Genomic DNA, 14,471 nt, shown 5'->3' with positions numbered 1-14,471 from the left:
GGCTGCAACCAGGACCTTTGCAAGACATGATGCAAGCTATTGATTTATATAGATTTATTGATAGAAGAAATTTGGCACGCTGCCTGCAATACACCCTGTAACTTTGGAAATATCAAAAAAGGGTGCAACCGCCATGAATACTGTACTGAACCTGCTAAGTGCTGCAGCAGTTGTGATCAGCGGCGCGGTTGCCTCCACCGCTCCAGCCATTGATGGCGGCATAAACCAGACAGCCCAAATCAAAACCCGTCCAGTTCCGGTTTTTGAGCATCAAACATTTGCCAACTCTGCCACCCGCACCGCTGCGTACATCCCTGCAGCAGAGTCAGATGGGCAACCATCCACGTCGCAAGTCGATCTGATGCCCAACGCCAATCAGCGCTGGGTGTTCTAAAACCATTTAACTCACTAAGTAAGCATCCGCGCTGCCAAGTTCGGATAAGCAAGGCGCACCACCGCCAGATTGCTTAAGCACGTATCAACCGGAGGAATTATGTCAAAGACTGCATTGGGATTACTGCTGCTGACCGTGTTGAGCGGCACAGTATTGCTGCTCGATGTTTTTGCCGGTGCGCCGGGCAGTGCAGTGCTCAAGTGTGTATTTGCCCTCTCGCTTTGTGCTTCTACCGTGGCCTTGGCCTTAGGTCGCCGGATTAAATTCGACCCTGTGTTGCGCTAAACCCAGACGCCTTTGCGGCTTGAGATAAGCCGCTGTTTTTCCTAGATGCCGGATACCCTCGATGGGTATCCGGCTTTTTTTGCCTGTTACTGCCGCTGCAGTTTGGGGTTCACGCTTTGCGTTGTCACATCCGACACAGGCCAGCGGCTCACGCCCGCCAAGAGTAGCGGCGAACATCCTCGCCGCTGACCAATATGCCACTGTTCAAACAACTGTCTAAACGACCACTCACTCATCCAGCAAGATGATTGGCAGATTGATGCAGAACAGCGCACCCTCGCCCGGTTTGGACTCGAGACTGATATGGCCACCGTGTAGCTGCACGATTTCCTTGCACAACGCCAAGCCCAATCCCACGCCACCTTTGCGCTTGCCAACTTGAACAAAGGGCTCAAATATCCGTGACTGCTGGCTAAACAACACGCCGTCGCCGTCGTCTTTAACGCAAATAATCACGGTTTGATCTTCAACCTGCACATTGAGCAAGATTTCGCCGCCAGAGGCCGTGTGGCGCAAGGCGTTAACCATCAGGTTATCTAACACGCGGTCAATCTGGCTGCGGTCCAGGGGCACTTGTGGCAAATCACCTTCAGCTTCACAGAGCAGCGTAATGCCTTTTTCAGCGGCTTCACTGGCAAAACGCTGCTCGGTTTGACCGATCAGATCAACCAGGTTGCACGGTGCCAGCTCAAGCTTCTGCACCCCACTTTGATAACGCGAGAAATTCAGCAAGTCGGTGATCAAGTCGACCAGCCGACGCATCTGCTCGTCCACCGTTTGGGTAAGGTCTGCCTCACGGGACTCGGGGTCGAACTTGAGCCGTTCCTGAAGCAGCGCGAAGGCCATGTGCATACCCGTTACCGGCGTGCGCAGTTCATGGGAAGCGCGCAGCACAAACTCACTGCGCACCCGCTCAAATGCACGCTGCTTAGTCACATCCCGCATGACCATTACGGCACCGAGAATGCCGCCTTCCTCCTGGGTCACCGGCGTCAGGCTATAGCTCAGGAGGCGGTCTTCGCCATGAGCAGTGATTTGCAGGTCTTCGATCGCAGAATTTAGGGCTTTACCTTGTAAAACACGCTGGACCTGCTCATCCAAACCCTGCTTTTGCAGGGCCTGATCAAGGCGTTCACCGATGTGCTCGTTACTCCAGTCAAGCTGACGCCCGGCAACCGGATTGAAGTGCTCAAGTAAACCGTTGCGATCAAACATCAATAAACCGTCATCAATACTGTCCAGCACCGCCTGCAGGCGCTGCTGTTCAGCCATTAAGGCGGCAACATTACTGTTCTTGAACTGGCGCAGGGAATCGGCCATCAGACCGAAGCGGCGGCTCAACGCGGCAAGCTCTGCCACCGGTGACAGTGGCAGGGAAATATGCAAATCACCTTGGCCAATCTGATCGGCTGCGCTGGCCAGTGCCTCAATTGGCTGAGCCACTCGCTTGGCGATGCTATGTGCGGTTATAAAGCCGATGATCAGCAACGCCAGGCCAATCAGGCCCAGCAGCGCGGTGACCACAGTGGCCCGCTCACGTGATGCCTCCTGGGCGCTCTGCACCGCCTTGACATAGCGCAGTTGCACCGCATTGATATGGTCACGCAAGTTTTGCAATGCACGGGTAAACTTATCGTCATGCATCAGGTTGCGACGCACGCTGGCCGGTGAGTCGAGCAGTTTGCCGAACAGCCCATAGGCGCGAGAAATTTCTGCAATTGCCTGACGATCTTCCTCGGTCATGCTGTTATGCATAGCCTTGTTCAGCCAACTGCGAAAGCGGATATCCGAGTTTTTAATCGCCAGCGGGTCCAATTCATCTTCAAGCAGCAAGATCACCTGTGTGCCCATTTCCTGACGAAAACCAATGGTGGCGTCAATGATGTCGAGGTTGCGACTCATTGCTTGGTTTTGCACACGGGTGATCTGCCAGACACTGACCATCCCCAGAATCAAACCAATCAGCGCCACCGTCAGCAGGGCACTGCCGCTGATAAATAGCCGGGTACGCAGTTTCATAGGTCGTACTGTTTGCGTTTGCGGTACAAGGTTGACGCATCAATGCCCAGAGATTTCGCAGCTTGGTCAAGGGTCTCGCTGCTGGCCATGACCGCTGCAATATGGCTCTTCTCCAATTGCTCAAGACTCATCGCACCGCCAACACGAGGCGCTTGGTTGTTACTGCTTTCAGTAAGTCCAAGGTGAATAACCTGCACCCATTCTTCCTGGCAAATAATGCTGGCGCGTTCAATCACATTGCGTAACTCACGGATATTGCCCGGCCAGGGATAGTTGGCCAGCACAGACAAGGCTTCGTCACTGAAGCCGCGTGCCGGGCGAGCGTAGTCACTCACAAAACGGGCGAGAAAACGTTCAGCCAAGGTCAATACATCTTCGGTGCGCTCCCGCAATGCGGGCAACTTCAAGGTGATGACGTTAAGTCGGTACAGCAAGTCTTCCCGAAAACGCCCTTCACGGACCATTTCGTCGAGATTAAGGTTGGTCGCCGCGACGATCCGCACATCGGCCTGCCGGGTTACCGGGTCACCCACACGCTCATATTCCTTGTCTTGAATAAAACGCAGAAGTTTGGGTTGCAGGCTTAATGGGAAGTCGCCAATTTCGTCGAGAAACAAGGTGCCACCGTCGGCCTGATTGACCCGCCCCAAGGTGCTTTCACTGGCTCCAGTAAATGCGCCTTTGGTGTGGCCAAACAATTCGCTTTCCATTAATTCAGCGGTCAGCGATGGACAGTTAATGGTTACCGAGTTCTTCTTCACACGGCGGCTCCAGCCATGAATAGCCCGCGCCAACTCTCCTTTACCTGTACCTGACTCACCAAGAATCAGAATATTTGCGTCAGTAACAGCCACCTGCCGCGCGGTTTCCAACACAGCCATCATCGAGGGGCTGCTGGAATCAATTTCGGTTTTACGCTGGCGTACTTGGCCTTCAAGGGTTTCAAGACGTGCCGCTAACTGCCGAGCTTCCAGCTGTTTGGCCGCGGCCAAACGCAGTTGCTCAGGGCTGCACGGCTTGACCAGATAATCCGCAGCGCCTGCCTGCATCGCATCCACGGCTGTATCAATTGCCGAGTGCGCAGTGACAATCACGACGCGCATCCACGGCGCCTGTACTCGCATTTCGGCCAATACATCCAGGCCGTTATCGTCACCCAGGCGCAGGTCGAGAAAACACACATCAAATACTTGCCGCTGCAACAACGATTCAGCTTGCGCAGCGCTGTTGGCGGTCGCGACGTTGTAGCCCTCATCCTCAAGGCAATAACGGAAGGTGCGCAAAATGGCTGACTCATCATCCACTAACAATATACGACCGCTTTTAGCTTCTACTGCGTCCATTAAAGGCTCCGATCCAATGTGTATAGGTTAGTCAATGGGAAATCGTGCAAGTTGCACGGCGAGTATGACTGTTTCTTGCACCCTGCATGCTGGCATCCTGGCTACTTATCTAGTAAGTCATTGTTTTTTAAGCGATTAAATATTTTCAAATAACTGGCACAAGGCTTGCGATATTCCCTCCATCAACCGCTTAACCCGCGGTGCTTGAATACAGCATGTGGAGGAACAGGATGCACAAGTTAAAAACCCTGGTATTGGCAACGGCTTCAGTTGGCATCTTTGCCCTGACCCCGCTGATCGCCAGTGCGGCAGAAAACGACGTGAGCCAACAGCTGAGCGAAGCTCGTCAAGAAGGCTCGATCTGGACCGCCATGGCACTCAACCGCCACCTCAATCCTTTCAGCATCGATAACGACGTGGAAAACGGCACTGCGACACTTACCGGAACGGTTGAAAGCAGTGTCGAGCGCGATCTCGCAGAACAAGTTGCACTGAGTATCAAAGGCATCAGCAAGGTCGATAACCAACTGAAGATCGACGACAAAGTCAAACCCGCAGGCAAAGACTCACAAGCCTTGGCCAGCCGTCTGGACGACGCCGGTATCACCGCGACCGTGAAGTCCAAGCTGTTGTGGAACACCAACACCGAAGGCTTGGATATCAGCGTTAAAACCGAAGAAGGTTCGGTCACGCTCAGTGGTAACGCCCAGACGCCAGCCGCCAAGGAATTGGCCGGCCGTCTAGCGGCAAACACTGAAGGTGTACGTGAGGTATTCAACCACCTGAGCATTAACACCGCCGACAGCACTGCAACTGAAGCGCAGAACGCCGCTAACGATGCCAGCGCCGCGATTAGCGATGCCTGGATCACCAGCAAAGTTAAGTCGAGTTTCGTCTACACCCGCAACCTGGATGCATTTGCCATCAAGGTTGAGACCACCGATGGCGTGGTCAAGTTAAGCGGCACTGTATTGAGTAGCGCAGCCAAGAGTCTTGCAGTTGAAACCGCACGTGACATCCGCGGCGTGCGTGGCGTTGATGGCGATGCGTTGCGCATCGAAAGCTAACTCAAGAGATGGATGCAAGTTTTAGGCGCTGGCCATCCGGCCAACCGCCAAATGGTAAGGAGATACACCATGAGCACTAAAACCGCGCAACTGAACGAACTGATCGAAATTACCCGTGACGGTAAGAACTTTTACGAGCATGCGATCACTGAAGTTAAAGATGTCCGTTTGCAGACCATGTTTCGTGATCTTTCAACCGTCAAAACCCAAATCATCGAAGCGCTCGCAGTCAAGGTAGCCGCTAACGATAAAACTCCGGCCACCGGCGGCACCATGATGGGCAAGATGCGTGAGGTTTACGCTGATGCGCGCGCCACCTTGTCGAGTGATGAAGAGGCGACTTACGTCTCCCAGCTCGAAGAAGCCGAAGACCGAATCCTGCATGCTTTCGAGGATGCACTGGAAGACGCAGAACCCGATGTAAAAGCTTTACTCGCGGTAGAGATGCCGAAAGTGCGTGCATGCCATGACCGCATGCGCAACCTGAAGCAATCGATGAAGTAAGTAAGTGTGTGATGGGGGAGCAAGGACGCTCCGCTTTTAACCAGGTGATCGTGCAAAAAGCCTGAGTGAAAAGCCCGACCATGCAGGATGCACGTTAAACGATTGACCTTTTTGTTTCTAAATTACTGATTTTGCTAGATTTTATTTTTTACCAAGGCTGGCACAACCCCTGCAATGTCTTGGTTACAGGTTACAAATGATGTACCGCAACACCCATTGAAAACCAAGGAGATACGCCATGTTAAGCTGGGCAATTACTTTTCTGATCATCGCCATTGTCGCTGCAGTTCTAGGCTTCGGTGGTATCGCTGGCACCGCAACAGGTATCGCCAAGATCCTGTTTATCGTGTTCCTGGTGCTGTTTGTTGTTTCGTTCATCATGGGCCGTCGTCCCCGGGGCTGACCTTTAAGGTCAAGCACTGAGGATTAAGCACATGCATAAAGGAGCCACTATGAACGTTCTCAAGACGCTCACTGCCGCCTTGATGTTTGGCGGCAGTGCAGCGGCCTTGGCCGCTGACACTGATACGGAATTTCATCTGAACGAGTTGCTCAAGACCGATCCGCAATACCAAGAAACTTGGCAGGATCTGGTTGAAGATCAGGAGCGTTTACCAGAGTGGATCATGAACCTCGACGGTGTTGCACCGCCGATGAAAGCCCTTGAAGAAGATGGCGACAAATTCCTGGTGGGTCAGATTTGTGAAGAACAAAACTGCTTCAACCAGCGTTTGTACGTCGCTTTTAGTTGGGACAAGGACAGCGCATACGCACTTTACGTACAGTTGCCTGAGGCTTTACCGAAAGATAAAGCACCTAGCAAGTACGCCACTGAAGAGTGGTTGGGCGAGCCAGATGACGGTATTAAAGAGATGCTCCATGAGCAGCTGAAGAAAGACCCAAACTGGTACTAACCCTCACGCATGCCGCACCCTGCGGCACTGCAGGCCAAGGCGCTGACTTCAGCGCCCGTCGGCCAATAAGCAACCCATTAACTTGCCCACAACGACCCTGTCGCCCTCAAGGCGCGCTATTATTCGCGCACTTAACAAGGGAGACCGAGCATGCTTAATGGCCTGTGGCTGAGTTTTTTTATCGTGGCTGCAGTCGCTGGCTTGTCGCGCTGGCTGATTGGTGATGATCCTGCGGTATTCGCAGCGATGGTCGAAAGTCTGTTTGCCATGGCCAAGCTGTCTGTTGAAGTCATGATCGTGCTGTTCGGCACCCTGACCTTGTGGCTGGGCATGCTCCGAATAGCTGAAAAAGCCGGGCTGGTTGATGCCTTGGCCCGGATGCTCGGCCCATTGTTTGCGCGACTGATGCCCGAAGTGCCCCGTGGTCACCCTGCTCTCGGTTTGATTACCATGAACTTTGCCGCCAACGGCCTAGGTCTGGATAACGCGGCCACGCCCATCGGCCTCAAAGCCATGCGCGCATTGCAAGAGCTCAACCCAAGCAAGACCGTCGCCAGCAACGCGCAGATTCTGTTCTTGGTGCTCAATGCCTCATCATTGACCTTGCTGCCCGTGACCATCTTTGTCTATCGCGCCCAACAAGGCGCGCCCGACCCTACCTTGGTATTTCTGCCAATTTTGCTGGCCACCAGCGCCTCAAGCCTGGTCGGGCTGCTCTCGGTGGCCGTCATGCAGCGCCTGCGCGTGTGGGACCCGGTGGTGTTGGCGTACCTGGTGCCTGCGGCGCTGATGCTCGGTGCCTTTATGGCGGTGCTTGGCGGTATGACAGCAACTGCGCTTGCGGCATTGTCATCGCTGGTCGGCAACCTCACCTTGTTCGGTGTGGTGCTGCTGTTTTTAGTGCTGGGCGCCTACAAAAAAGTGGCGGTGTACGAAGAGTTTGTTGAAGGCGCCAAAGAGGGCTTCGACGTAGCCAAAAGCCTGCTGCCGTATCTGGTCGCAATGCTCTGCGCCGTGGGTGTACTGCGCGCATCGGGAGCGCTGGATATGGGCCTTGACGGCATCCGCTGGCTACTCACCTATGCCGGCTGGGACACTCGCTTCGTTGAAGCACTGCCCACGGCTATGGTCAAACCTTTCTCTGGCAGTGCGGCGCGGGCCATGCTGATTGAAACCATGCAAAGCCAGGGCGTAGACAGTTTTCCCGCATTGGTAGCGGCAACCATTCAAGGCAGCACAGAAACCACCTTCTACGTAGTGGCCGTGTACTTTGGCGCAGTGGGTATTCAGCGAGTGCGACACGCAGTTGGCTGCGCCTTGCTAGCTGAGTTTGCCGGCGTGGTGGCCGCCATCAGCGTATGTTATTGGTTCTTTGGATAACCCCACAGGGATGACGAACATGGCGTTGCAGCAAGCGATACCGATTTTACGCAGTTTTGATGAAGCCAAAGCCAAGGCGTTCTACCTCGACTTTCTCGGTTTCAATCTGGATTTCGAGCATCGCTTCAGCAAGGATTTGCCGCTGTATATGCAGGTGTCGAAAGACGGCTGCATAGTGCACCTATCAGAGCACCATGGCGACTGTTGCCCGGGCGCAGCGCTGCGTATCGAAACCTCGGGACTGGATGCTTATCAGCAACTGCTGCTGGCTAAGCAGTACGGCAACGCCCGTCCGGGGATTGAGACCACGCCCTGGGGGTCGCGAGACATGACAGTACATGATCCATTTGGTAATCGACTGGTATTTACCGAGTCTGAGGCGTCTTAAAGGGGCCACAAGACAAACCAGCGTGTTCCCCGCATGAGGCGACAACACGCCCTAACGATTTAACAAAGCGTACAGCGCTTGCGAGCAAAAATGGTGGATGAAAGACGCGCTATCCACCTTACTGCTCGGCGCTTTTCGCCTGCGCGTTAGGCATGACCTCAAAGCGCAGCACACCAATCATCTGACCGACCTCGGTCAGAACCTGAATCTGCCACTTGCCCACGGCGTCTTTTGGAAAGTTCTGTTTGTGCGTCCACGCTCGGTAACCTTTCTCCCGGCCGCCATGGATGTCCAGCGCAATGCGGTCAACTTCATGGCCGTTGTGCCGCCACACATGGTAAATCCGCTCATTCAGACCACGGGGCGCGTTGATTGCGGTGTAAGCATATAAACCCTGTTGATTGAGCACACTGACTTTAAGGTTATAGAGCTTCTTACCCGGCGCACGCTCCTGGTTGTCAAACTGGGTAGTGACCGCCACTTCATTGAGCCACAAGGTGGCCGGTGGCACCCAGACCCGCGCTAACCAACCCGCACCCGCCAGTACCAGGGTCGCCGCGACCAACAGCAAGCCGCGCCACCAGCGCGGATAGGTAATAATCCCCATCATGCTCGGGAATGACAGCACCGCGGCAATCGCCAAGGACAGCTCATAGCTTTCCTCAGTGGTTAACTTGAATATAATCGGCAGCGCCGTCAGCAGCAGGGCGAACAAGGTCATGGTGTGGTAAATCATGTATAGCCAGCGCCGCCCCGCCAACCATTTGTAATACAAGGGGTCGATGATCGAGACCAACGCCGCCAAGGTTAACGCACCACTGAACAGCATCTGACCGCTATTCCATGTAGTGGTAATCCAGAAAAACGGCAGGACAAAAAATAGGCTTTCCTGATGGATCATCTGCGTGGCGTAGCGCAGCAATGCGGGTGGAATCTCAATGCCAAACCATTTGGCGACCTGCTGACGCAACAGGTTTTCCAGCGCCAGCCAGACCCAGCTAATCAGCATCACCAGTGCCAGTACCTGAGCTAACTCAGCCTGGCGTTTTACCAAAAAAAAGCTGGCGACCCCGGAGCAAAAACCAAAGATTGCGATGACGCCAGGATGGCGTTGGGCCAAGGCAATAAGCGGATTGAGGCGGTTCATAAAGGCGAGCATTAGGGGTCACATCGGCAGAAAATCATGAGGCAATTGGCCGCCTCTAAGATGCCTGGGTCCCTTCAGACAATGAGTTGGCGCGCAGAATACTCAGCTACACGCCAGTTGCACAGCACGGGTTACGCTATTGAGTTTGGCTGATCAAATCCGATACGCCAGCTTATCTTGAGCGCTTGCTCAAACGCCCGACGAAGAACGCGAGCAACAGCAACCCAGCAATTACAGCCAGGCTAAAATACAGACCATTAGCGGTAAGCAAAGGTTTCTCAATTCGAATATAGCCTTGCGGTTCCAGCAACTGTTTCAGGGCTTTATTGGCTTGCTCGAATGTAACCTTTTTCAGGCGCTTGCCAGGATCTGAGAAACGGCCGTTCTCGTAGTCAGCAAGAGACCCCCAATAATAATCCGCAATGGCACTGTTGCCTTGCACGCCCCAGTCTTGTTTAGCGACAGCCGCCGCTTGCAGGCGCAAGAAGGTTTTTTCATCGAGCCCTTGTTTCTTTAGCTGATCAACAAGCTCCCTGAGGGCCTGTTCAGCAGCATCAAGATCACCGCGCTCCAAGGTGCCATTGAGGCTGAAAAAACTGGTGCTGCCAAACACATTGCGCTCAGAGCTCGGGCCATAACTGAGGTTGCGTTCAATACGCAGTTTTTCATAGAGTTTCCAGTCGATGTAGTCGCTGAGCAGCTCCCAGACCTCATAGTCATTGGCCCCTACCCAAGGCTCGGGAAAAATCCAATGCAAGCTGGCGTTTTCACCGACTATTCGGGTGATCAATTCACGGCGCGGCGCGGCTTTACGACTCACTTGCGGCAGCTCGATGGCTTGCGGCAAATCGTGCGCAGCAATTGCGCCGTACTGCCGGTCGAGATAGGCCGGCAAGCGGGGATCAAGGCCACCGACGACAATCAGGGTCATGTTGTTAGGTGCATACCAATCGCTTTGGAGCTGCTTGACCTGTTGCAAAGAAAGCTGGCTAACGTTGTTTTTCTCAACACAGGCCAACCCCAGCTCAACAGCTAATTGCTGATTGGCTTCGCGACTGAGGTTTTGCTGGTCGATAAGGCGCTGCAAATTAGAATAATGGCCACCGTTCTCGTGCTCGATAACCTTTTTTGCTGCCTCAAGCTTTTTGTCGGTGAAATGGCTTTGGGTCAACGCTGCGACTAGCAGATCAAGCACCGCCCGCTGGTTTTTTGCCGGTGCCTCGATCACAAACGTAGTGTCGGTATCGCGTGTGTAAGCATTCCACTCGCCACCCAACGCTTGCATTCGCGCTTCCAGATCAAGTTCGTCGTGCTTATTGATGCCACTGAATAGCATATGCTCGAGCAGGTGCGGCAGCTCCTTGTCGACACAGGAGAAATTGTCAAAGCCAACCCCGACAATCAGCCGAATCGACACATGCTGACGCTCGGCAGTTGGCTTAAGCAGCAGTTGCAAGCCATTCTCGAGGGTATAACCCTCCGCCTGAAGATAGTCCTCGGCGCTGACGGTATTGCTTGTGCACAACCACAAACCAGCAATCAGACTGAATAAAAACCTTTTTGCCATGAAGCCCCCTAACTGACTCTCCATCAGCATACCTGCATAACGCTCACGTCGCGATTCGCCACGTCTGCTGGCTTAAATTGTCACTGTTACTCCTGCTAGCTATGGCTAGTCTGTATCGATGAGCAACACTTTCTTCAGCAATGAGTGGCTGTCGCGGTGCATCATAATTGTGGTTCCCTGGAGAGTGTTATGCGCGTTTTAATTACCGGTTCTGCTGGATTCATTGGTCAGCAGTTGTTGCACCAACTCTCCGTTCAACACCCGGACTGGACACTCATTGCGGCAGATATTCGTCCACAAAACCGCAAAGGCGTGGGCATGAATGTCGAACTTGTACAGTTGGACATCAGTAAATCGCGAGAAGTCAAAGTTTGTATTTCGGCCTGGAAACCCCAAGCAATCGTCCACCTTGCATCGGTGGTAACACCCCCACGAGGCATGACCGATGATCAGCTAAAAGCCATTGATGTCGGCGGCACTCGTACCATAATTGACGCCGCTGTCAGCCAGGCGGTTGAGCAACTTATTGTCACCAGCTCGGGCGCAGCCTACGGCTATTCCCATGAAAACGCCGAATGGATCGACGAAGACCAACCTCTGCGTGGCCATGAGCGTTTTGCCTACGCCAAACATAAACGTGAAGTCGAAGTGATGCTGGCGCAGGCACGTAAGAAAAGCCCTCAACTCAAGCAGCTTATTCTCAGAGCCGGAACCATACTCGGCAAACAGATGAACAATCAGATCACCGACCTGTTCAATAAACGCACGGTGCTTGGCGTACGCGGTAGCGACAGCCGCTTCGTATTTATCTGGGATCAGGATGTGATCAATATCATTTGCCAGGGCTTGGAGAAACAAGCCGAAGGTATTTTCAATGTCGCCGGTGACGGGGCTTTAACCTTGCGCGACATCGCCGATTTATTAGGCAAACCCTATCGCCCCCTGCCCGCACTGCTGATTAAAAGCGCGCTGCGCATTCTTCAACCTCTGGGGCTCAGCCAGTATGGACCCGAGCAACTAGATTTTTTGCGTTACCGTCCGGTTCTTGCCAACACCCGCCTGAAACAAATGTTCGGCTACACCCCCCGCTACACGAGTCGCGAGGCATTTCTAGCCTTTATCAAAGCCCAAGGCATCGGCTTGGCCAAGTAAGCCTCTGCTCAGCCCCGCCTGTTGTGCTGGGACCGGTATTCGCCGGGCGTTAAACCGGTCCATTGGCGGAAGGCCCGAAAAAACACGCTAGGCTCCGAGTAACCCAGCAGTAACGCAATCTCGGCAGCCGGTAATTTACCGCTGCTCAAATGCCGCTCAGCCAGTTGCCTGCGCGTATCGTTGAGCAACTGCTGATAGCTGCAACCCTCGTCTGCTAAACGCCGTTGCAAGGTGCGCTCACTGAGGTTCAGGGCACGCGCCAACTCGCCACGATGCGGCTCGCCGTGGGCCAATTGCTCACCCAATAACGCCACCACCCGCGTACTTATGCCTTGGCTGGGCAAGCGCGCCAACAGCGCTTCGGCGTGTTGACGAAGCAAGTCCTGCAACGGCTGGTTGGCTTGAATCAGGTTGGCGGTGCGCAGCGCATGGGGCAAGACCACCGCGTACTCGGCACAATCAAACTGCAACTCACAGGCAAATACCTGCTGATAGGAGCGCAGGTCTTCAGGCTGCGCATGGGCGAACTGCGCACTGAGCAAATGAAAATCTTCAAGCAGCGGATTAAACATCTGCACCCAACAGGCCATCAACGCCATGACTCGCGTTCGGGTGGCTGGCAGATGCGGATGCAAGGGGCGATATTGTATCTGCAGGCCTTCGGCCAGTTCCTGCAGGTGCATCTCACCACCCTCGCCCACCAGGCGTTGGTAACGCATGCCCGCTTTCAGCGCGTCATCCAGGGTTTGACTGCTTTGCAGCAGGTAACCAAGAACGCTGAACGGTCCCGGCGCCAGATTTACCCCGACATCCAAACCCGGTTCAGCCAATGGCAAACGGCTGCTAAGTAACTGCCAGAGGTGCTCCTGAACAGTGAACGGCACGCGTGCATCTGGATCAGCCAGCTGCGCTTCGGTCAAGCCACAGCTCACCAGCAATGCCTCACGCTCAAGACCGAGCCGCACGGCTGCATGCAGCACCGCTAAGGTGATACTCGCGCTGACGGAAGCATGTGGATGGCTAACGGAGGAATTGTGCATGCCGGGGATTTTGCCCAATGCTGCTGCTTTACGATAGCCCAAATCACAACGACCTCATCAACCAGGGCAACCCTGCTGTTTTGTTGGACGTTCGCTCCAAAAAAGCCCAGAAACGAATTGCTCCGTGCAAGGTGCTCTAGAACGGTTAAACTTCCATCCTTCCACTATGCTCAAAAGGCATTAGAGGGATCACAATAACCAAGAAAGGAGAACTCCCCATGAAAGGCAAATCCTTAGCATGGGTTCTGTCAGCAGCACTCGCAGGCATAACTCTGAGTGGCGCGGCACAGGCCGAAGATAAATTTATCACCATTGGCACTGGTGGCCAGACCGGCGTCTATTACGTCGCAGGTCAGTCCATTTGTCGTTTTGTAAACCGTGGCAATGCCGATCACGGCATCAAGTGCAACGCACCTGCCAGTGGCGGCGGCGTGGCTAACGTCAATGGTTTGCGCAGTGGCGAGTTCAGCTTCGGTATCATGCAGTCTGACCACCAATTCAAAGCACTCAAGGGCTTACCGCCATTTGAAGCTGAAGGCGCGATGGATGATCTGCGTGCAGTGTTCTCCCTGCAAAGCGAAGTGTTCACCATCCTGGCGCGTCGCGACGCCAACATCAAAACCGTCGATGACCTCAAAGGTAAGCGCGTCAATATCGGTAACCCAGGTTCCGGTCAGCGTGACACCCTTGAAGAAATCATGCGTGTCAAAGGCTGGGACAAGTCAGCGTTCTCGCTGGCTGCTGAGCTGAAACCTGCTGAGCAAGCTTCGGCTTTGGGTGACAATAACATCGATGCCATGACCTACTTTGTTGGTCATCCAAACGGTGCGATTCAAGAAGCAACCACCACCACTGACGCGGTACTGGTACCTGTTTCAGGCCCGGACATCGATAAGCTGCTGACTGAAAAAAGCTACTACACCAAAGCTGAAATCCCAGGCGGGATGTACAAAGGCAACGATGCCCCAACTCAGTCGATTGGTGGTAAAGCGGTACTTTCGACCACCGCCAAAGCTGACCCCGAAGTGGTTTACCAGCTGGTTAAAGCCGTGTTCGACAACATTGATCGCTTCAAGCGTCTGCACCCTGCATTTGCGGACCTGAAAGAAGAAGACATGATCAAAGTCGGCCTGACCGCTCCTCTGCACGAAGGCGCTATCCGTTACTACAAAGAACGCGGCTGGATGTAATCAGCCCGTCGTCTGCGCACCCGCAAAGGTGCGCAGACAGACTTTAGTTGGCTCTCGTCGGTAGTGAAGAGCGCTCAACTG

Annotated in this window: 15 protein-coding genes; 10 read left to right on the top strand and 5 right to left on the bottom strand. The window is 54.0% G+C overall.

The window, feature by feature from the left end; translation table 11 throughout:
• Positions 1-133 precede the first annotated feature (133 nt).
• Together AACY09_RS15285 and AACY09_RS15280 are read left to right on the top strand one after the other, a co-directional pair.
• A complete protein-coding gene (locus AACY09_RS15285; protein WP_339489208.1) occupies positions 134-394 on the top strand; it encodes a hypothetical protein in 261 nt (86 codons plus the stop codon).
• Positions 395-493: 99 nt separating this feature from the next.
• Entirely contained in the window at positions 494-679 is a 186-nt protein-coding gene (locus tag AACY09_RS15280) for a PA3371 family protein (RefSeq protein WP_339489206.1), read from the top strand.
• A gap of 228 nt (positions 680-907) precedes the next feature.
• Here AACY09_RS15280 and AACY09_RS15275 read toward each other — a convergent pair whose 3' ends face one another.
• Together AACY09_RS15275 and algB are read right to left on the bottom strand one after the other, a co-directional pair.
• Complete coding sequence (locus AACY09_RS15275; RefSeq protein WP_339489204.1) at positions 908-2,698, bottom strand: KinB sensor domain-containing domain; 1,791 nt, start codon at positions 2,696-2,698, stop codon at positions 908-910.
• Positions 2,695-4,041: a sigma-54-dependent response regulator transcription factor AlgB gene (algB, locus tag AACY09_RS15270; RefSeq protein WP_339489202.1), complete on the bottom strand. Its 1,347-nt coding sequence runs from the start codon at positions 4,039-4,041 to the stop codon at positions 2,695-2,697. The genes AACY09_RS15275 and algB overlap by 4 nt, the downstream gene beginning before the upstream one ends.
• A 230-nt stretch (positions 4,042-4,271) precedes the next feature.
• Between algB and AACY09_RS15265 the strand changes: the two genes are divergently transcribed.
• From AACY09_RS15265 to AACY09_RS15240, 6 genes are all read left to right on the top strand, one after another.
• Positions 4,272-5,108 (top strand): BON domain-containing protein, encoded by an 837-nt coding sequence (locus tag AACY09_RS15265; protein ID WP_339489201.1) that lies wholly within the window; start codon positions 4,272-4,274, stop codon positions 5,106-5,108.
• Positions 5,109-5,177: 69 nt separating this feature from the next.
• On the top strand, positions 5,178-5,612 hold the full coding sequence (locus AACY09_RS15260) for a PA2169 family four-helix-bundle protein (protein WP_339489200.1): 435 nt from the start codon (positions 5,178-5,180) through the stop codon (positions 5,610-5,612).
• Positions 5,613-5,850: 238 nt separating this feature from the next.
• Positions 5,851-6,015 carry a DUF1328 domain-containing protein gene (locus AACY09_RS15255; protein ID WP_087514897.1) on the top strand — a complete coding sequence of 55 codons (165 nt, stop codon included), beginning with the start codon at positions 5,851-5,853 and terminating at the stop codon, positions 6,013-6,015.
• Positions 6,016-6,064: 49 nt separating this feature from the next.
• Entirely contained in the window at positions 6,065-6,526 is a 462-nt protein-coding gene (locus tag AACY09_RS15250; protein WP_339489199.1) for an inhibitor of vertebrate lysozyme family protein, read from the top strand.
• Positions 6,527-6,676: 150 nt separating this feature from the next.
• The gene (locus AACY09_RS15245) at positions 6,677-7,906 is read left to right on the top strand and encodes a nucleoside recognition domain-containing protein (RefSeq protein ID WP_339489198.1); all 1,230 of its coding nucleotides are present in this window, start codon (positions 6,677-6,679) and stop codon (positions 7,904-7,906) included.
• Between the two features lie 19 nt (positions 7,907-7,925).
• Positions 7,926-8,294, top strand: coding sequence for a glyoxalase superfamily protein (locus tag AACY09_RS15240; protein WP_339489197.1), 369 nt, complete (start codon positions 7,926-7,928; stop codon positions 8,292-8,294).
• Positions 8,295-8,412: 118 nt separating this feature from the next.
• On the opposite strand, the gene AACY09_RS15235 is transcribed toward AACY09_RS15240, so the two are convergent.
• Both AACY09_RS15235 and AACY09_RS15230 read right to left on the bottom strand, forming a co-directional pair.
• On the bottom strand, positions 8,413-9,453 hold the full coding sequence (locus AACY09_RS15235; RefSeq protein ID WP_339489195.1) for a DUF5924 family protein: 1,041 nt from the start codon (positions 9,451-9,453) through the stop codon (positions 8,413-8,415).
• Between the two features lie 160 nt (positions 9,454-9,613).
• Entirely contained in the window at positions 9,614-11,008 is a 1,395-nt protein-coding gene (locus AACY09_RS15230; protein WP_339489194.1) for a M16 family metallopeptidase, read from the bottom strand.
• Between the two features lie 189 nt (positions 11,009-11,197).
• Here AACY09_RS15230 and AACY09_RS15225 point away from each other — a divergent pair, with 189 nt between their 5' ends.
• Positions 11,198-12,160, top strand: coding sequence for an NAD-dependent epimerase/dehydratase family protein (locus tag AACY09_RS15225; RefSeq protein ID WP_339489192.1), 963 nt, complete (start codon positions 11,198-11,200; stop codon positions 12,158-12,160).
• 8 nt (positions 12,161-12,168) lie between these two features.
• On the opposite strand, the gene AACY09_RS15220 is transcribed toward AACY09_RS15225, so the two are convergent.
• Positions 12,169-13,200, bottom strand: a complete 1,032-nt coding sequence (locus AACY09_RS15220; protein WP_339489384.1) for an AraC family transcriptional regulator — start codon at positions 13,198-13,200, stop codon at positions 12,169-12,171.
• A gap of 218 nt (positions 13,201-13,418) precedes the next feature.
• Here AACY09_RS15220 and AACY09_RS15215 point away from each other — a divergent pair, with 218 nt between their 5' ends.
• The gene (locus AACY09_RS15215) at positions 13,419-14,390 is read left to right on the top strand and encodes a TAXI family TRAP transporter solute-binding subunit (protein ID WP_339489191.1); all 972 of its coding nucleotides are present in this window, start codon (positions 13,419-13,421) and stop codon (positions 14,388-14,390) included.
• The last annotated feature ends 81 nt before the right edge of the window (positions 14,391-14,471 follow it).

The sequence above is a fragment of the Pseudomonas sp. EL_65y_Pfl2_R95 genome, from assembly GCF_963971045.1.
In the GTDB taxonomy this organism is placed as follows: Bacteria; Pseudomonadota; Gammaproteobacteria; order Pseudomonadales; family Pseudomonadaceae; genus Aquipseudomonas.
Note: the sequence above shows the minus strand (reverse complement) of the source record. Positions and strands in the feature narration are given on the sequence as shown.